Here is a 17,663-nt window from a genome sequence, read left to right on the forward strand (position 1 = left end):
AAACAAGCAAAAGAGGCTACCCTAACGGGTGGCCTTTTTTGTTTATGGTTTTGGTAGAGTGCTATTCGAGCATGACATGCGACAAACTGCGCATGCAGTTTGAACAGCGCTTGCGCTGGCCCCGTTAGGGGTGAGACTCATCCTAAAGATGAGACGAATACTACTGCGCATGCAGTTTGAACAGCGCTTGCGCTGGCCCCGTTAGGGGTGAGACTCATCTTAAAGATGAGACGAGTACAGTGGACACTGCCAGGCATCAAATAAGCCGAGACCCCATGCCAAAAGCGTGGGGTTTTTGCTATGGGTCAAAGTCAAAAGAAAAGCCTTCTGCACAGCAGAGGGCTTTCTTATTTGTAGATTTTACTTTTCTAGCCATCGAATCAAATTAAGTTGGCTAATATATCGGCTACAGATAGTGCGGCCCCCGCAATGAAACATTTTCAGGTTGCTGCAGAATGCTCGACTTTTCATCTCAAACCCGCTATCTTCAGGCATCTAGAAGTCTAAACGTATAAACGGATATATTGAGGATATAGGCATGCCAATTCGGGTTCCTGATGAATTACCTGCGGTGAGTTTCTTGCGCAATGAGAATGTCTTCGTCATGACCTCATCACGTGCGAAAACTCAGGAAATTCGTCCCCTGAAGGTGTTAGTTCTGAATCTGATGCCTAAGAAAATTGAGACGGAAAATCAATTCCTACGTTTACTCTCCAACTCCCCCTTACAAGTCGATATTCAATTACTGCGAATTGATAGCCGTGAGTCAAAGAATACCCCAGCGGAGCATCTGAACAACTTCTATTGCGACTTTGAGGATATCCAAGATCAAAATTTTGATGGACTGATAGTCACTGGCGCACCTCTAGGATTGGTTGATTTCTGTGATGTTGCGTACTGGCCGCAAATTGAGCGTATTATCGCTTGGGCGAAGGATCACGTTACATCAACGCTGTTTGTGTGTTGGGCAGTGCAAGCTGCGTTAAATATCTTATATGGTATTCCTAAGATGACTCGCGAGGTCAAACTCTCAGGTATCTATCAGCATCAAACACGAGAGCCTCTAGCACTACTTACTCGAGGTTTTGACGAGACGTTTCTCGCCCCTCATTCTCGCTATGCTGATTTTCCGCTTGAGGTGCTTCAGCAATATACCGATTTGGATATATTAGTCTCATCAGAAGAGGCTGGCGCTTATCTATTTGCCAGTAAAGATAAGCGGATGGCTTTCGTCACGGGTCATCCCGAATACGATGTTGATACTCTCGCGGGAGAATATGAACGTGATGTCGTCGCAGGGCTTAATCCGAAAGTCCCCCTGAATTATTTCCCTGAGGATGATGCGACATTGCCACCAAAAGCGTCATGGCGCAGTCATGGGCATCTGCTGTTTGCTAATTGGCTTAACTACTATGTCTACCAAATCACGCCTTTTGATTTGCGCCATATGAATCCTACGCTCGATTAAATTCCCCTGTTAATCCTCAGTTATGGCGGCTGAATCGAAGCCGCCAGCCTATTATTCCCTCCTAATAAGTATCACTCTCCTCTCATTAACTGGTCTGATCTCTTTGAGAAACAATAACTTATCTCGCAAAAATTGACTGAATGGAAGTTGATTCCTATCTGCACACCCATCACGGTAATGTTAACAATATGATAAATAAAGATTAAAAAAATATTTTATATAAAAATGGAAATCGTTTTTGATTTTCGAAATTAATTGATTATTCTTAGTGCTGTCGGGATGAAAAATGACCATGAAATCTAGCCTTCAATTTTTAGCCGAAGCGTATTACCCGATAGGAATCCTATAGTGACGCTGTATTAGCGTTGATGTGAAAGTCGTGAGATGGGGAAGGGGAAGGGTAATGACACAACAGATAGTCGGCACAGAGTTAGTTTTCACCCAGCATTTTAATACTGCGGAACAGCAGGTTTTACCTAATGACGCGATTGAGTTTTTGGCGGAATTGGTCGCGAAATTTGCCGCGCCACGTAGCAAACTCCTTGCTGCACGGGCCTCTTGGCAGCAGACCATCGATCAAGGCGCATTGCCTGACTTTATTTCGGAAACCACTTCCATTCGTAATGGTGACTGGGAAATTCAAGGTATTCCTGCAGATTTGCGTGATCGCAGAGTAGAAATTACAGGCCCAGTTGAACGCAAAATGGTGATTAATGCCCTCAATGCGAATGTAAAAGTCTTTATGGCCGACTTTGAGGATTCACTTGCACCGAGCTGGGATAAGGTTATCGAAGGACAGATTAATTTGCACGATGCGGTAAAAGGGACAATCTCTTATGCAAATGAATCAGGCAAAATTTATCAGTTAAAGCCGAATCCTGCGGTATTGATTGCCCGAGTTCGTGGTTTGCACTTACCGGAAAAACACGTTAAATGGCAAGGGGAAGATATCCCCGGCAACTTGTTCGATTTCGCTTTGTATTTCTATCATAACTATAAGTTATTGCTTGCGAACGGCAGCGGCCCCTATTTCTACTTACCGAAGATGCAGTCCTACCAAGAAGCGGCTTGGTGGAGTGAGGTCTTCAGTTTCACCGAGCAGCGTTTCGATTTACCGCAAGGCACCATCAAAGCCACGGTATTGATTGAGACATTGCCCGCGGTATTCCAGATGGACGAGATTCTCTACCATCTGCGCCATCATATTGTGGCTTTAAACTGTGGTCGTTGGGATTACATCTTCAGCTATATCAAGACGCTGAAAAATCACAGCGATCGTGTACTGCCAGATCGTCAGTCAGTCACGATGACTAAACCATTCTTAAGTGCCTACTCTCGTTTACTGATCAAAACCTGCCATAAGCGTGGTGCATTGGCGATGGGCGGGATGGCTGCCTTTATCCCGAACAAAGACCCAGAAAAAAATGCACTGGTTTTGGATAAAGTTCGTGCTGATAAAGAGTTAGAAGCCAGTAATGGTCATGATGGCACCTGGGTTGCTCACCCCGGTCTGGCCGATACCGTGATGGACGTCTTTAACAAGGTGTTGGGCGAACGACCAAACCAACTAGAGATGAGTCGTGAGCAAGACAAGCCCATCACTGCAGCAGAACTGTTGGAGCCTTGCACGGGTGATCGTACCGAAGAAGGCATGCGAGCCAATATCCGCGTGGCGGTGCAATACATTGAAGCATGGATATCCGGTAATGGATGTGTACCGATTTATGGCCTGATGGAAGATGCCGCAACGGCTGAGATTTCTCGTACTTCTATCTGGCAATGGATACATCACCAAAAAAGCCTGAGCAATGGACAAACGGTGACGAAAGAGTTGTTCCGAAGCATGTTGAGTGAAGAAATGCAGGTAGTAAAGCTTGAACTTGGCGCAGAACGTTTTGATGGTGGGCGGTTTGAAGAAGCTGCACGTCTGATGGAGCGTATTACAACACAAGACGAGCTTATCGACTTCCTGACGTTGCCGGGCTACGCATTACTCGCCTGAGATACCCTTCGTCCTTGAAGCCGCAGCGGTATTAGCGACGTTCGCTCACCCGAATCACTGACTTGTGTCAGACCATCGGGATTCGTTCACTTGCTGCCTACCTGCAACTTCAATGACTTTGGGTATAACGTTCTATTAAACCCTACAAAATTAGACAATAAGGAATATCGCCATGACAACCTCTCGTACTCAACAAATTCAGCAATTGGAACAGGAATGGAAATCAGCGCGTTGGGAAGGCATCACCCGCCCCTATAGCGCTGAGGAAGTGATTAAGCTGCGTGGGTCCGTTAATCCAGAGTGCACATTAGCCCAGCACGGCGCGAAAAAACTATGGACGCTGTTGCACGGCGAATCTCGCAAAGGTTACATCAACTGTTTGGGTGCGCTCACGGGGGGTCAGGCATTGCAACAAGCGAAGGCGGGTGTCGAGGCAATTTACTTATCAGGCTGGCAGGTTGCCGCTGATGCTAATACGGCGTCCAGCATGTACCCAGATCAGTCGCTATATCCGGTCGACTCAGTTCCTGCGGTGGTTAAGCGCATTAATAACAGCTTCCGTCGCGCGGATCAGATCCAATGGTCAAATAACATTGAACCGGGTAGCAAAGGTTATACCGACTATTTCCTGCCAATCGTGGCCGATGCCGAAGCCGGTTTTGGTGGCGTATTGAATGCGTTTGAATTGATGAAAGCTATGATTGAAGCCGGTGCTGCGGGTGTTCACTTCGAAGACCAATTAGCCGCAGTGAAAAAATGTGGTCATATGGGCGGCAAGGTCTTGGTGCCAACTCAGGAAGCCATTCAGAAACTGGTGGCCGCCCGTTTAGCAGCTGATGTTTTAGGTGTACCAACGTTACTGATTGCTCGTACCGATGCCGATGCTGCTGATTTACTGACCTCTGATTGCGATCCGTATGACGGTGAATTTATTACGGGTGAGCGCACCGCAGAAGGTTTCTTCCGTACCCACGCCGGCGTTGAGCAAGCTATCAGTCGTGGTTTGGCCTATGCCCCTTACGCTGATTTGGTTTGGTGCGAAACCTCTACGCCAGACTTGGCGCTAGCTAAACGTTTTGCTGATGCGATTCACGCTAAATTCCCAGGTAAATTGTTGGCTTACAACTGTTCGCCATCATTTAACTGGAAAAAGAATCTCACCGACCAACAAATCGCTAGCTTCCAAGATGACTTGTCTGCGATGGGTTACAAATACCAATTTATTACGCTGGCAGGCATCCACAGCATGTGGTTCAACATGTTCGATCTGGCCCATGCCTACGCGCAGGGCGAAGGCATGAAACATTACGTCGAGAAGGTACAGCAACCAGAATTTGCTTCCGTTGAGCGCGGCTATACCTTTGCCTCTCATCAGCAAGAAGTCGGTACGGGTTACTTCGATAAAGTCACCAATATCATTCAGGGCGGTGAGTCATCCGTGACAGCACTGACCGGCTCGACGGAAGAACAACAGTTCTAATCGAGCGTTTGATAAGCGTGCGTTTTATCAGGAGCCTGCTTTTGCAGGCTCTGTTCCGTATGGTGGGAGGTGGGCATGGCGGTAAAATTAGAACAATTAATCGCTCAGACAATTTTGCAGGGATTCGATGCACAATACGGCCGTTTTCTGGAAGTGACCGCCAGCGCCCAGCATCGTTTTGAACAAGCGGATTGGCACGCAGTACAGCAGGCCATGAAAAAGCGTATTCACCTCTATGACCACCACGTGGGATTAGTCGTTGAACAGCTAAAACACATTACTGACCAGCGCCATTTTGATGCCGTATTTTTGGCGCGAGTGAAAGAAATTTATACCGAGTTGTTACCGGACTATCCGCGTTTTGAAATCGCTGAAAGTTTTTTTAATTCTGTTTACTGCCGCTTGTTTAAACACCGCGATTTAACCACGGATAAGCTGTTTGTCTTTAGCTCACAACCAGAACGGCGTTTTCGCGAGATCCCTCGGCCATTAGCGCGTGATTTTGCGCCAAAAGGCAATTTAAGTGGCATGTTACAGGTGGTTCTCAATGACTTACCGTTGCGATTACCATGGGAAAATTTGCCTCGGGATATCGATTATATTGTGGCTTCTCTGCGCCAGACTTTTACGGAAGAGCAACTTACTGAGGCCCGCTTTCAAATCGCCAACGAGCTTTTTTACCGTAACAAAGCCGCGTGGTTGGTGGGCAAACTGCGCTTACCCGAGGGCGTTTTTCCCTTCCTGCTACCGATTCATCACGATGAGTCCGGTGCGCTTTTCATCGATACCTGTTTGACCAGTAAGGCCGAAGCCAGCATCGTATTCGGCTTTGCTCGTTCATATTTTATGGTTTATGCGCCGCTACCGGCGGCAATGGTCGAATGGCTACGAGAAATACTACCGGGCAAATCGACAGCAGAGCTGTATATGGCGATTGGCTGTCAGAAGCACGGTAAAACCGAAAGCTATCGTGAATACCTCACTTTCGTCCATCAATCGAGCGAGCAGTTTATCATTGCTCCCGGTGTAAAAGGCATGGTGATGTTGGTCTTTACCCTGCCATCATTTGATCGTGTATTTAAGGTCATTAAAGACCAGTTTGCGCCGCAAAAAGAGGTTACTCAGGCTCGGGTACTAGAATGCTATCAATTGGTTAAGGAGCACGATCGCGTTGGGCGCATGGCCGATACTCAAGAGTACGAAAATTTTGTGATTGATAAGCACCGTATCAGCCCAGAGCTGTTGGCAGAACTTCAGCTTGAAGTTCCTGAGAAACTGGAAGATTTAGGCGATCAAATCATCATTAAGCACCTGTATATGGAACGGCGCATGACACCGTTAAATCTCTATATGGAACAGGCGGATGATCAACAGTTGAAAGATGCCATTGAGGAATACGGCAATGCCATCAAACAGTTGGCGGCGGCTAATATCTTCCCCGGTGACATGCTATTTAAGAACTTCGGTGTGACTCGCCACGGACGGGTGGTGTTCTACGATTACGATGAAATTTGCTATATGACAGAGGTCAATTTCCGCGATATTCCCCCACCGCGCTATCCGGAAGATGAGATGGCCAGCGAACCTTGGTACAGCGTGTCACCCAATGATGTGTTTCCTGAGGAATTCCGCCACTTTTTATGTAGCGACCCGAAGGTCAGGCACTTCTTTGAGGAAGTGCACAGTGACTTGTTCCACGCCAGTTATTGGCGCGGGTTGCAGCAGCGTATTCGGGAGGGGCATGTGGAGGATGTTTTTGCCTATCGCCGGAAACAACGTTTCTCCCAGCGAGTGATCTCTTGAGGGTACGGGGTACGTACTCAGATTAATTTAGCCCGCGATACCTTGATTAATCATGCATGAGTCATTTGATGCAGTGAGGTGAGGGCAGGCAGAAGAGTAAAGCGTCCGCGCCAGGACGGCGCGGCTCGAGCCTCCAAGGATGGATTTACGGCGTCTTTACGATCCGCCTGTTCTCTCTGAACGATATGAGAACCTCCATTTTTCTAACTACGACTCCCACCCCCGTAGGATTGCGTGATCTCTTTCGCAGCATGGATAACTAACGCACCCAACTCCGTCACTCGATCGTCTGTAATACGAGATACCGGACCAGAGATCGAGATTGCGGCGAACGCCTCGTGGTGCTCATCGAACAAACAGGCGGCGATACAACGCAAACCGAGCGCATGCTCTTCATCATCAAACGAATAACCTTGCTTGCGAATCAACGCCAAATTCTCTTTTAAACTGGCTGGATTGGTGCGGGTATGCTGGGTATAGGCATGTAACCCTTTTTTATGTAACAGTTGCACCAATTGATCATCCGTTAGGGTGGAGAGAAAAGCTTTACCTGCCCCAGAGGCATGCATAGGCAGCTTACCGCCAATAGGCGCAGACATCCGCATCAAAGCTGTACATTGCACCTGATCGATAATGATGGCCTGATAATCGCTGTGATCTAAAACGGCTAAATTCACCGTTTCGCCAGACTCATCCATCAAACGGCGTAACATCGGGTGTACCATGGCGAGCAGATTACGGCTTTGCAAAAAACTACTGCCGACGATAAAGGCGTGAGCCCCCATGGTCCAAAGCCCTAAATCCCCCACCTGACGCACAAAACCTTGCTGTTGCATCGTGGTCAGAAGGCGATGAGTTGTTGAGTTCGGTAAACCCGCCTGCTGCGCCAAATCCGTCAGAGCCACACTTCCCTGCGCTTCGGAAATATATTCCAATAATTTAAGTCCACGTGTTAACGACTGAACCTGACCTGTTGCTGTGGGGGAGGTTTGCGCGGCAGTCTTAGGTTTTTTTCCCCGTTTTATTGAAATCGGTAATGCCATAAGTCAGCCTCATCTTTATTTTTATGGAATTCATTTTCGTTTTTTAATTATGCATGCAAACCCGAAAAAATGCTCATCCGATGAGTGTGCTCTTCTACCTGAAAAAGTCTCAACTGTGAGCTGACTCATTACATGAGCAACTTGTGCTAGGATGACAGACGGGTATGTCGAATGGATTATTTTTGCAACAGGGTAAAGAGGCGAGGCGGCAGTGGTGGATACAGTCACAAATAATAAAATTAAGACGTTGCATCAGCAATTAACAAAGCGAATTTTGGTATTGGATGGTGGTATGGGTACCATGATCCAGAGCTATCGGCTGGAAGAAGCAGATTATCGTGGCGCACGTTTTGCCGATTGGCCAAGTGACTTGAAAGGTAACAATGATTTATTGGTCCTTTCTAAGCCGGAAGTCATCACTGCCATACACAATGCCTACTTGGAAGCGGGCGCTGATATTCTCGAAACCAATACATTCAACTCGACCACCATCGCGATGGCAGATTATCAGATGGAGTCACTGTCCGCTGAAATTAACTACGAAGCTGCCCGTTTGGCCCGCATCTGCGCTGATGAATGGACGGCTCGCACCCCTGAAAAACCGCGCTATGTCGCCGGGGTGCTTGGCCCGACCAACCGCACCGCGTCGATCTCCCCAAAAGTTAACGATCCTGCATTCCGAAATGTCAGTTTTGATCAATTAGTGGATGCCTATCGGGAATCAACCCGTGCGCTGATTGAGGGTGGCGTCGATCTGATTATGATTGAAACCGTCTTTGATACCCTGAATGCCAAAGCGGCCACCTTCGCCGTCGAATCTGAATTTGAAGCGATGGGTGTACTGTTACCCGTCATGATTTCTGGCACGATCACTGATGCCTCGGGCCGAACATTATCGGGCCAAACGACTGAAGCGTTTTATAACTCGCTACGTCACGTTAAGCCGATCTCCTTTGGCCTGAATTGTGCCTTGGGGCCAGATGAATTACGTCAATATGTCGCGGAGTTATCGCGCATCTCTGAATATTATGTCAGTGCTCACCCAAACGCTGGGTTGCCAAATGCCTTTGGTGAATACGATCTTGATGCCAAAGAAATGGCTGAACATATTGGCGAGTGGGCGCAGGCTGGATTCCTGAATATTGTTGGTGGCTGCTGCGGCACCACGCCACAGCATATCGCAGCGATGGCGAAAGCGGTCGAAGGTGTGCCGCCGCGTCCTTTACCTGATATCCCCGTAGCTTGCCGTTTGGCGGGGCTGGAACCCCTGATTATCGACGCTAACACATTGTTTGTTAACGTCGGTGAACGTACCAACGTGACCGGTTCTGCTCGATTCAAACGGTTGATAAAAGAAGATAAATACGACGAAGCCTTGGAAGTTGCGCTCCAACAAGTGGAAAGCGGCGCGCAGATCATCGATATCAACATGGATGAGGGGATGCTGGACGCAGAAGCGGCCATGGTACGTTTTCTCAATCTGATTGCCGGTGAGCCTGATATCGCGCGTGTTCCAATCATGATCGACTCCTCCAAATGGGAGGTGATCGAGAAAGGGCTGAAATGCATTCAGGGCAAAGGCATTGTTAACTCAATTTCAATGAAAGAAGGCGAAGAAGCCTTTATTCACCATGCCAAATTGGTTCGCCGCTATGGTGCCGCCATGGTTGTGATGGCATTTGATGAGGTGGGACAGGCAGATACCCGCGCCCGCAAAATCGAGATTTGTCGACGTGCCTACAAGATTTTGACTGAAACGGTGGGCTTCCCGCCGGAAGATATTATTTTCGACCCGAATATTTTTGCTGTGGCAACAGGGATCGAAGAGCACAATAACTACGCTGTTGATTTTATTGAGGCTTGCGCAGATATCAAAGCCGAGCTGCCTCATGCCATGATTTCCGGCGGCGTCTCCAACGTTTCCTTCTCCTTCCGGGGTAACGATCCGGTGCGTGAAGCGATCCACGCGGTGTTCTTGTATTACGCCATTCGTAACGGGATGGACATGGGGATCGTGAACGCGGGTCAGTTGGCGATTTATGATGATTTATCCGATGAGCTGCGTGATGCCGTCGAGGATGTCATTCTCAACCGCCGCAGTGACAGCACCGAGCGCTTACTGGATCTGGCCGAAAAATACCGTAGCAGTAAAAGTGATGAAGTGGCGATTCAACAAGCGGAATGGCGCGGCTGGCCAGTCGTGAAACGCTTGGAGTACTCATTGGTCAAAGGCATTACTGAGTTTATCGAAGCGGATACCGAAGAGGCCCGTCAGCAAGCTGATCGCCCCATTGAAGTGATTGAAGGGCCATTAATGGCTGGGATGAATGTGGTCGGCGACCTGTTTGGCGAAGGGAAGATGTTTCTGCCACAGGTGGTGAAATCCGCGAGGGTGATGAAACAGGCGGTGGCCTACCTCGAGCCTTATATTGAGGCCAGCAAACAGAAAGGAACAACGGCGGGTAAAATCCTGCTGGCGACGGTGAAAGGCGATGTTCATGACATCGGTAAAAACATCGTTGGCGTAGTATTGCAGTGTAATAATTACGAAATTATCGATCTTGGCGTGATGGTGCCGACGGAGAAAATTCTGCGTACAGCACGAGAAGAGAACGTGGATATCATCGGCTTGTCTGGCCTGATAACGCCGTCGCTGGATGAAATGGTCAACGTAGCGAAAGAGATGGAGCGCCAAGGCTTTACCTTGCCGTTGCTGATTGGCGGTGCAACCACGTCCAAAGCGCATACCGCGGTTAAAATCGAGCAGAATTACAGCGGTTCGACCACCTACGTTTCAAATGCGTCGCGCAGTGTTGGTGTGGTTTCCGCGTTGTTATCGGATACCCAGCGCGATGATTTTGTTGCAAAAACCCGCAAAGAATATGAAACCGTCCGTATTCAACATGCGCGTAAAAAACCTCGTACCCCACCTGTCAGCTTACAAGCTGCGCGGGATAACCAAACCGTCATTGATTGGGAAAACTACACGCCGCCCGTGGCACACAAGTTAGGTGTACAAGCGGTGGAAGCGAGTATTGAAACTCTGCGTAATTACATCGACTGGACGCCATTCTTTATGACGTGGTCGTTGGCGGGCAAGTATCCGCGCATTCTGGAAGATGAAGTTGTCGGCGAAGAAGCCAAGCGCCTTTTTGCGGATGCTAATGACATGCTGGATAAACTGTCAGTAGAAGGATTGCTGCATCCTAAAGGTGTCGTCGGCCTGTTCCCTGCCAACAGTGTAGGGGATGACATCGAAATCTACCGCGATGAGCGCCGTGATGACGTGCTGGTGGTCAGCCATCATCTGCGCCAGCAAACGGAAAAAACCGACTTCCCGAACTATTGCTTGGCCGATTATGTCGCCCCGAAATCCAGCGGTAAAGCGGATTATTTTGGCGCATTTGCCGTGACGGGTGGCTTGGAAGAAGACGCATTGGCGGACGCCTATGATGCGCAGCATGATGACTATAACAAAATCATGATTAAGGCATTGTCGGACCGTTTGGCGGAGGCTTTCGCTGAATATCTGCATGAGCAGGTGCGCAAAGTATATTGGGGTTTTGCACCCCATGAAAACCTGAGCAATGAAGAACTGGTGCGTGAAAACTATCAGGGGATTCGCCCTGCACCAGGCTATCCCGCTTGCCCAGAGCACACCGAAAAAGGCCAAATCTGGCAGTTGCTCGATGTGGAAACCCACACGGGAATGAAGCTGACCGAGTCTTACGCCATGTGGCCAGGCGCATCGGTATCAGGTTGGTACTTCAGTCATCCAGATAGTAAATACTTTGCCGTCGCGCAGATTCAGCGGGATCAGGTCGAAGACTATGCCGCGCGCAAAGGGATGCCAGTGGCAGAAGTTGAACGCTGGTTAGCGCCCAATTTGGGCTATGACGCGGACTAAAAGGCAGATGACGAACCGCGAGTCGCCAAAACAGTGTGACTCGCGATTTATGAAAGAAAGACGAATGCCCATTCGCTACTCTGTTTTGCAACTAGGAAATGGAGATAACACGATAATGAAACTCGGAATATTAAAAAAGTTCGCACCAGAGTGGTCATTTAAGGCGAAAACAAACCCGAAGGCGGAGGTGGTTTTTAACCGCATCGCAGACCGGTTACAATCGACCAAAAATAAGAATATTTGTATGGGGCGTGCTGCTGGGCAAAACAACATACAGGACTATCAGCAGTATAAAAAACTGACTCAGTCGTCGGAGCCGAAACAAGTTAGATTTAGCGATGAACAACCCAGTAAGATGGCAAAGTCTATCACCCACTTATCTTCGGTTGATTACAGCAATTCTTGCATTAGACGAGCTGCTGGAATAGAGATACTACGGAATTATTCACCGCAGTTTAACGCCCTTGCTCAGAAGTGAATCCGAATAATAATATCAAAGACTTAAGGTTATCGTAGGTTTGGAATCGCTTGCCATTAAATTGACCCGCTTGCCATTAAGTTGACAGTAAAAAACCGGCACTTCCTACAGGTTGCGCCGGTTTTTATTACTCGAATCAATCATTATTCAAACAAATTATGATGCAGCGTTTGCACCACTTTCTCGGCATCGCTGCCCGGAATCAGGAAGCAAAGATTATGGCTGCTGGCCCCGTAGCAAATCATGCGAATATTGAATGGGTCGAGTACGCCAAACACTTCTTTCCCCACACCGCAAGACTGAGACAGGTCGTTGCCGATAATCGCCACCAGCGCCAGATTCTCTTCTACTTCCACGCGACACAGAGAAGAAAGCTCGGTCAGTAGTGACGTGGTCAGCAGGCTATCACCGATAGATGTTGAACCGGTGGTGTCCAGCGTCAGTGCGACACTTACTTCAGAGGTGGTAATCAAATCCACTGAAATATTGTGGCGCGCCAAAATGTTAAACACTTCTGCCAGAAAACCGCGTGCATGTAACATGTTTAGGCTGTGTAACGTGAGCAAGGTTTGTTTGCGGCGCAGTGCTAAGGCACGAAACAAGGGTGGATTTTCGGTTTTATTGCACACCAGTGTGCCACCTGCGGCGGGATCTTTGCTTGACCCAACAAATACCGGAATATCGCTACGAACGGCGGGTAATAGCGTGGCCGGATGCAGTACTTTGGCACCAAACGTCGCCATTTCAGCCGCTTCTTCAAATGCAATCTTATCGATGCGTTTTGCTGCGGGCACCACACGTGGATCGGTTGTGTAAATCCCCGGTACGTCGGTCCAGATATCAATGCGGCTGACGTTGAGTGCTTCACCCAATAAGGCCGCAGTATAATCACTGCCGCCACGGCCCAGCGTGGTTGTTCGGCCTTTGCTTTCGCTGCCAATAAACCCTTGAGTCACGATAATAGCGTGCTCAATACGGGGTGCCAATTGAGCTTGAGCCAATTCAGCTAACGCCACAGTATCAGGTTCAGCACGGCCGAAACGGTCATTGGTGCGCATGATTTTACGCACATCAAACCATTCGACGGCGACTTGGCGCTGGCGTAGCAATTCGACAAACAGCAGCGTCGACATTAATTCGCCGTGGCTGACTAACTCATCGGTCAAGGCCGCCGACGTCGCCAAGCTGGCGGCTTCCGACAGCATCGCAATATTTTCCAGCATGCGTTCAATTTCTTCACGGATCACGACGGGATTACCGAGTTTAACGAGAATCGCGTCTTGAATGCGGTGAATGTCATCTAAATGCTGTTCGCGCTGTCCAGGCTCGCAGCCATCGGCAAGAGCGACCAACAGATTGGTAATACCGGCAGAAGCCGACAAAATCACCAAACGAACGTCCGGGTTCGATAAAACCACATCAGCGCTGCGGTTCATGGCATCAAAATCAGCCACACTGGTGCCACCAAATTTGGCTACCACGGCCTTAGAAGCAGTGCGGTTAGTCTGTTGTTGTGTTGCGCAATTCATTTAAAACCTCGTGTCAGGGATGCCATCTTGGGTGGTCATCTGTATTCGCCTTGGCACAAGGAAAGAGCGGTAAGTCAGGGGGCAGGCGTAGAAATAACACTACGTTACACCCAGAAGCGCTCCACCTTGTTGACCGCCCGAAAGGAACGGCATGGGTGACAACCCAGGGGATTCAGCCCCTGCAGTCGACACGTTGATAGCCGAAGTCATCGTGTCTCGGCGTCGCTCCCCCTCGAATGTCTTCAGCGGATCACGGCTCCTCCGACATTTTACCTGGGCGACGCACCTCTTCTGGCTTACGCACGGGGTGCGTAAGTAGGCCTTTAGGAATAACGGGTTATGCGTTCTCTGTCAACGATATGACCATGATGTATTTTCATCTTTAATAATTAGCTCCGTCATATCACTAAATTAACTGGATACTGGCTGAGATATGGACGGCTGCTAAGATTGAAACTCTGAAGACGAACTGGCGTAGCAAGAAAACAGGGATGAGATCAAGTGTTGTTTCGAGAGATAACACCTATCGCAAGAAAAGAGATCTCAATCACACCCGAACAGGATACAATTAGGCCATTCGTTTCATTATCCTTAAGCCTAGAAGAGCGCCGCTATGAAAAATATCAATCCTAGTCAAACCGCTGCCTGGAAAGCGTTACAGCAACACTTTGAACAGATGAAGGACGTCACAATCCGTGATCTGTTTGCCAAGGACGACCAGCGTTTTAGCAAGTTTTCAGCCACCTTTGACGATCAAATGCTGGTGGATTTCTCTAAAAACCGTATTTCCAGCGAAACCCTAGAAAAGTTGCAAGCTCTGGCGAAAGAAACCGATTTAGCTGGCGCCATTAAGTCCATGTTCTCGGGCGAGAAAATCAACCGCACTGAAGACCGCGCCGTGTTGCATGTGGTGTTGCGTAATCGTAGCAATACGCCGATTGTTGTCGATGGCAAGGATGTGATGCCAGAAGTGAATGCGGTGCTGGCGAAAATGAAACAGTTCTGCGATCGCGTGATCAGCGGTGAGTGGAAAGGCTATACCGGTAAGGCCATTACTGATGTGGTGAATATCGGTATCGGTGGCTCAGATCTCGGCCCTTACATGGTGACTGAAGCGCTGCGCCCCTACAAAAATCATCTGAATATGCATTTTGTTTCTAACGTCGATGGCACTCACATTGCCGAAACCTTGAAACCACTGAACCCAGAAACGACGCTGTTCTTAGTGGCCTCGAAAACCTTCACCACCCAAGAAACCATGACCAACGCCCACAGCGCGCGCGATTGGTTCTTGTCTACCGCCAGTGATGTGAAGCATGTGGCTAAACACTTTGCGGCATTGTCCACCAATGCTAAAGCGGTTGGCGAGTTTGGTATTGATACCAACAATATGTTTGAGTTCTGGGATTGGGTCGGTGGCCGTTACTCCCTGTGGTCAGCTATCGGTTTATCTATCGCACTGTCAGTGGGCTTTGAGCATTTCGAAGCGATGCTCAGTGGCGCACATGCGATGGATAAGCACTTTGCTGAAACCCCTGCCGAACAGAACCTGCCTATCTTGTTGGCGTTGATTGGTATCTGGTACAACAATTTCTTCGGTGCAGAAACCGAAGCTATCCTGCCTTATGATCAATACATGCACCGTTTCCCTGCTTACTTCCAGCAAGGCAATATGGAATCTAACGGTAAGTATGTGGACCGTAATGGTCACCCAGTGGACTACCAGACTGGGCCAATCATCTGGGGCGAACCTGGCACCAACGGTCAGCACGCGTTCTATCAGTTGATTCACCAAGGCACCAAATTGGTCCCTTGTGATTTTATCGCGCCAGCTATCAGCCATAACCCATTGAGCGATCATCACGCTAAGTTGCTGTCCAACTTCTTTGCGCAGACGGAAGCACTGGCGTTTGGTAAATCACTGGCTGAAGTTGAAGCGGAATTTGCCGCTGCCGGTAAAACGCCTGAACAAGTGGCTCATGTTGCGCCGTTCAAAGTGTTTGAGGGTAACCGCCCAACGAACTCCATCCTGCTGCGTGAAATTACGCCATTCAGTCTGGGGGCTTTAATTGCGCTGTATGAGCATAAGATCTTCACGCAAGGCATTATCCTCAACATTTACACCTTCGACCAATGGGGTGTTGAACTGGGCAAACAACTGGCTAACCGCATTTTGCCAGAACTGGCAGATGATAAAGCGGTCACCAGCCATGACAGCTCAACCAATGCGTTGATTAACCGTTTCAAGAACTGGCGTTAAGCTTAGCGGCTTAAGCTCTTGATCCGTGCTTGTTAGCCCCTTACTGAGTAAGGGGCTTTTTTTGGCTCGGATAATTTTCCAACTTTAACAGGGGGGATTTATGGCCAAAAACTCGCGTTCTCAATGGGTCGCTAAAAATCTACAGCGCTTATTGAATGCAGGATTAATTGTTCTCGCGGCGATTTTGGTGGTTTTTTTAGTGAAAGAAACCATTCATCTGGGGCAGATGCTATTCATGAATAATCAGGAAACCTCGTCATATATGCTGATTGAAGGCATTGTGATTTATTTCCTGTATTTCGAGTTTATTGCCTTGATTGTTAAGTACTTTGAATCAGGCTATCACTTCCCACTACGCTACTTTATTTATATCGGTATCACGGCCATTATTCGGCTAATCATCGTTGATCATGAAAATCCGATTGATACGCTGATATATTCGGGTTCAATTTTGTTGTTGGTGGTGACGTTGTATTTGGCAAATACGGATCGTTTAAAACGAGAGTAACCTGCGGGTAGGCCGTGTTTGGGATATAAAATAAAAATGGCGGCCATGAGGCCGCCCTAAAGACACAGTACCAGAGGAAAATACCCTTCTTACTTGAAGCTGTAGCGTTGTTAGCTGCTCTCTCTCACCCGAATCACTGACCTGAGTCAGCTCATCGGGATTAATGAGCCTCGTCCTTGAGGCTCACCCTACGGGCTAGCATAAACGCTGTTCAAATCGGTTCCTGACCGATTTGTCACTCGTTTGCCGCCTAGCTACAACTCCAATTACTTTGGGTATTGAATAATGAAATCTTTAACCTTTCACTCCACCGGCGGTTAGGCCACCCACCAACCAGCGTTGTGCCAGCAGGAAGACGGTGGTAATAGGGATGGCAGAAAGCACAGCGGCAGCGGCAAAGTCGCCCCACAGGTAGTTTTGTGGATTCAGATATTGCTGCATTCCCACCGCCAAGGTGTAACTCTCCACATCACGCAGTAACAATGAGGCGACTGGGACTTCGGTGATGGCGGCAATAAACGACAGAATAAACACCACGGCCAAAATAGGAACCGACAGCGGTAACAGTACCAGCCGGAAGGCTTGCCATGGGGTCGCACCGTCTAAGGCCGCGGCTTCCTCCAGTGAGTTATCAATGGTTTCGAAGTAACCTTTGATCGTCCAAACGTGCAGCGCTATCCCCCCCATATAAGCAAATATCACGCCGCCGTGGGTATTCAGACCGATAAACGGCATATATTGCCCGAGGCGGTCGAAGAGGGCATACAGCGCCACCAGTGACAGCACCGCAGGGAACATCTGGAAAATCAGCATACTTTTCAGCAGAGTGTTTTTACCGCGAAAACGCATACGGGCAAAAGCATAGGCACAGGTTGTCGACAGTGAAACAATGCCAATCGCGGTGATCACCGCAATTTTAACGGAGTTCCATAGCCACAACATGACGGGGAACGGTGGTGGCGTTACGCTACCGTCTGCATGGGTGATGCTAATACCCAAGGCCAGCTTCCAGTGCTCCCACGAAATTTGGTCGGGAATCAAACTGCCGGTCGCGAAGTTACCCGGCCGCAGTGAAATGGTAATGACCATCAGCAGTGGGAACATGATCAGCGCGATAAAGCACAGCATGAGAAAATGGGTGCCTAATAGACGCAAACGTTGGGATTTAGGTTGAACCATAGCCAT

At 48.7% G+C, this 17,663-nt stretch carries 11 protein-coding genes and 1 riboswitch; of the genes, 8 read left to right on the forward strand and 3 right to left on the reverse strand.

All coding sequences use genetic code 11. The features are described from left to right. Positions 1–538 precede the first annotated feature (538 nt). The 4 genes from metA to aceK all read left to right on the forward strand — a co-directional run bounded on the left by metA (position 539) and on the right by aceK (position 6,753). A complete protein-coding gene (metA, locus tag BN68_RS16605) occupies positions 539–1,468 on the forward strand; it encodes a homoserine O-acetyltransferase MetA (RefSeq protein WP_019212297.1) in 930 nt (309 codons plus the stop codon). Positions 1,469–1,871: 403 nt separating this feature from the next. Further along, positions 1,872–3,470 (forward strand): malate synthase A, encoded by a 1,599-nt coding sequence (aceB, locus tag BN68_RS16610; RefSeq protein ID WP_019212298.1) that lies wholly within the window; start codon positions 1,872–1,874, stop codon positions 3,468–3,470. Positions 3,471–3,642: 172 nt separating this feature from the next. Beyond that, positions 3,643–4,950 (forward strand): isocitrate lyase, encoded by a 1,308-nt coding sequence (gene aceA, locus BN68_RS16615; RefSeq protein WP_019212299.1) that lies wholly within the window; start codon positions 3,643–3,645, stop codon positions 4,948–4,950. Between the two features lie 75 nt (positions 4,951–5,025). Then, a complete protein-coding gene (gene aceK / locus BN68_RS16620; protein WP_042806912.1) occupies positions 5,026–6,753 on the forward strand; it encodes a bifunctional isocitrate dehydrogenase kinase/phosphatase in 1,728 nt (575 codons plus the stop codon). Positions 6,754–6,956: 203 nt separating this feature from the next. Here the strand turns inward: aceK and iclR are convergent, their stop codons facing one another. After that, positions 6,957–7,796: a glyoxylate bypass operon transcriptional repressor IclR gene (iclR, locus tag BN68_RS16625; RefSeq protein ID WP_019212300.1), complete on the reverse strand. Its 840-nt coding sequence runs from the start codon at positions 7,794–7,796 to the stop codon at positions 6,957–6,959. Between the two features lie 211 nt (positions 7,797–8,007). Between iclR and metH the strand changes: the two genes are divergently transcribed. Beyond that, on the forward strand, positions 8,008–11,703 hold the full coding sequence (metH, locus tag BN68_RS16630) for a methionine synthase (RefSeq protein ID WP_042806913.1): 3,696 nt from the start codon (positions 8,008–8,010) through the stop codon (positions 11,701–11,703). Between the two features lie 64 nt (positions 11,704–11,767). Beyond that, positions 11,768–12,181, forward strand: coding sequence for a hypothetical protein (locus tag BN68_RS16635; RefSeq protein WP_019212301.1), 414 nt, complete (start codon positions 11,768–11,770; stop codon positions 12,179–12,181). A 143-nt stretch (positions 12,182–12,324) separates the two neighbouring features. Here the strand turns inward: BN68_RS16635 and lysC are convergent, their stop codons facing one another. Continuing rightward, positions 12,325–13,710 carry a lysine-sensitive aspartokinase 3 gene (gene lysC, locus BN68_RS16640; RefSeq protein ID WP_019212302.1) on the reverse strand — a complete coding sequence of 462 codons (1,386 nt, stop codon included), beginning with the start codon at positions 13,708–13,710 and terminating at the stop codon, positions 12,325–12,327. Between the two features lie 106 nt (positions 13,711–13,816). Then, a riboswitch (Lysine riboswitch) is annotated at positions 13,817–14,009 on the reverse strand. Between the two features lie 314 nt (positions 14,010–14,323). Here lysC and pgi point away from each other — a divergent pair. Together pgi and psiE are read left to right on the forward strand one after the other, a co-directional pair. Continuing rightward, complete coding sequence (gene pgi, locus BN68_RS16645) at positions 14,324–15,970, forward strand: glucose-6-phosphate isomerase (protein WP_019212303.1); 1,647 nt, start codon at positions 14,324–14,326, stop codon at positions 15,968–15,970. A gap of 100 nt (positions 15,971–16,070) precedes the next feature. Next, on the forward strand, positions 16,071–16,478 hold the full coding sequence (psiE, locus tag BN68_RS16650) for a phosphate-starvation-inducible protein PsiE (protein WP_019212304.1): 408 nt from the start codon (positions 16,071–16,073) through the stop codon (positions 16,476–16,478). A 294-nt stretch (positions 16,479–16,772) separates the two neighbouring features. Here the strand turns inward: psiE and malG are convergent, their stop codons facing one another. Next, a complete protein-coding gene (gene malG / locus BN68_RS16655; RefSeq protein WP_019212305.1) occupies positions 16,773–17,663 on the reverse strand; it encodes a maltose ABC transporter permease MalG in 891 nt (296 codons plus the stop codon).

Source organism: Yersinia massiliensis CCUG 53443 (assembly GCF_000312485.1).
GTDB classification, from domain to species: Bacteria; Pseudomonadota; Gammaproteobacteria; order Enterobacterales; family Enterobacteriaceae; genus Yersinia; species Yersinia massiliensis.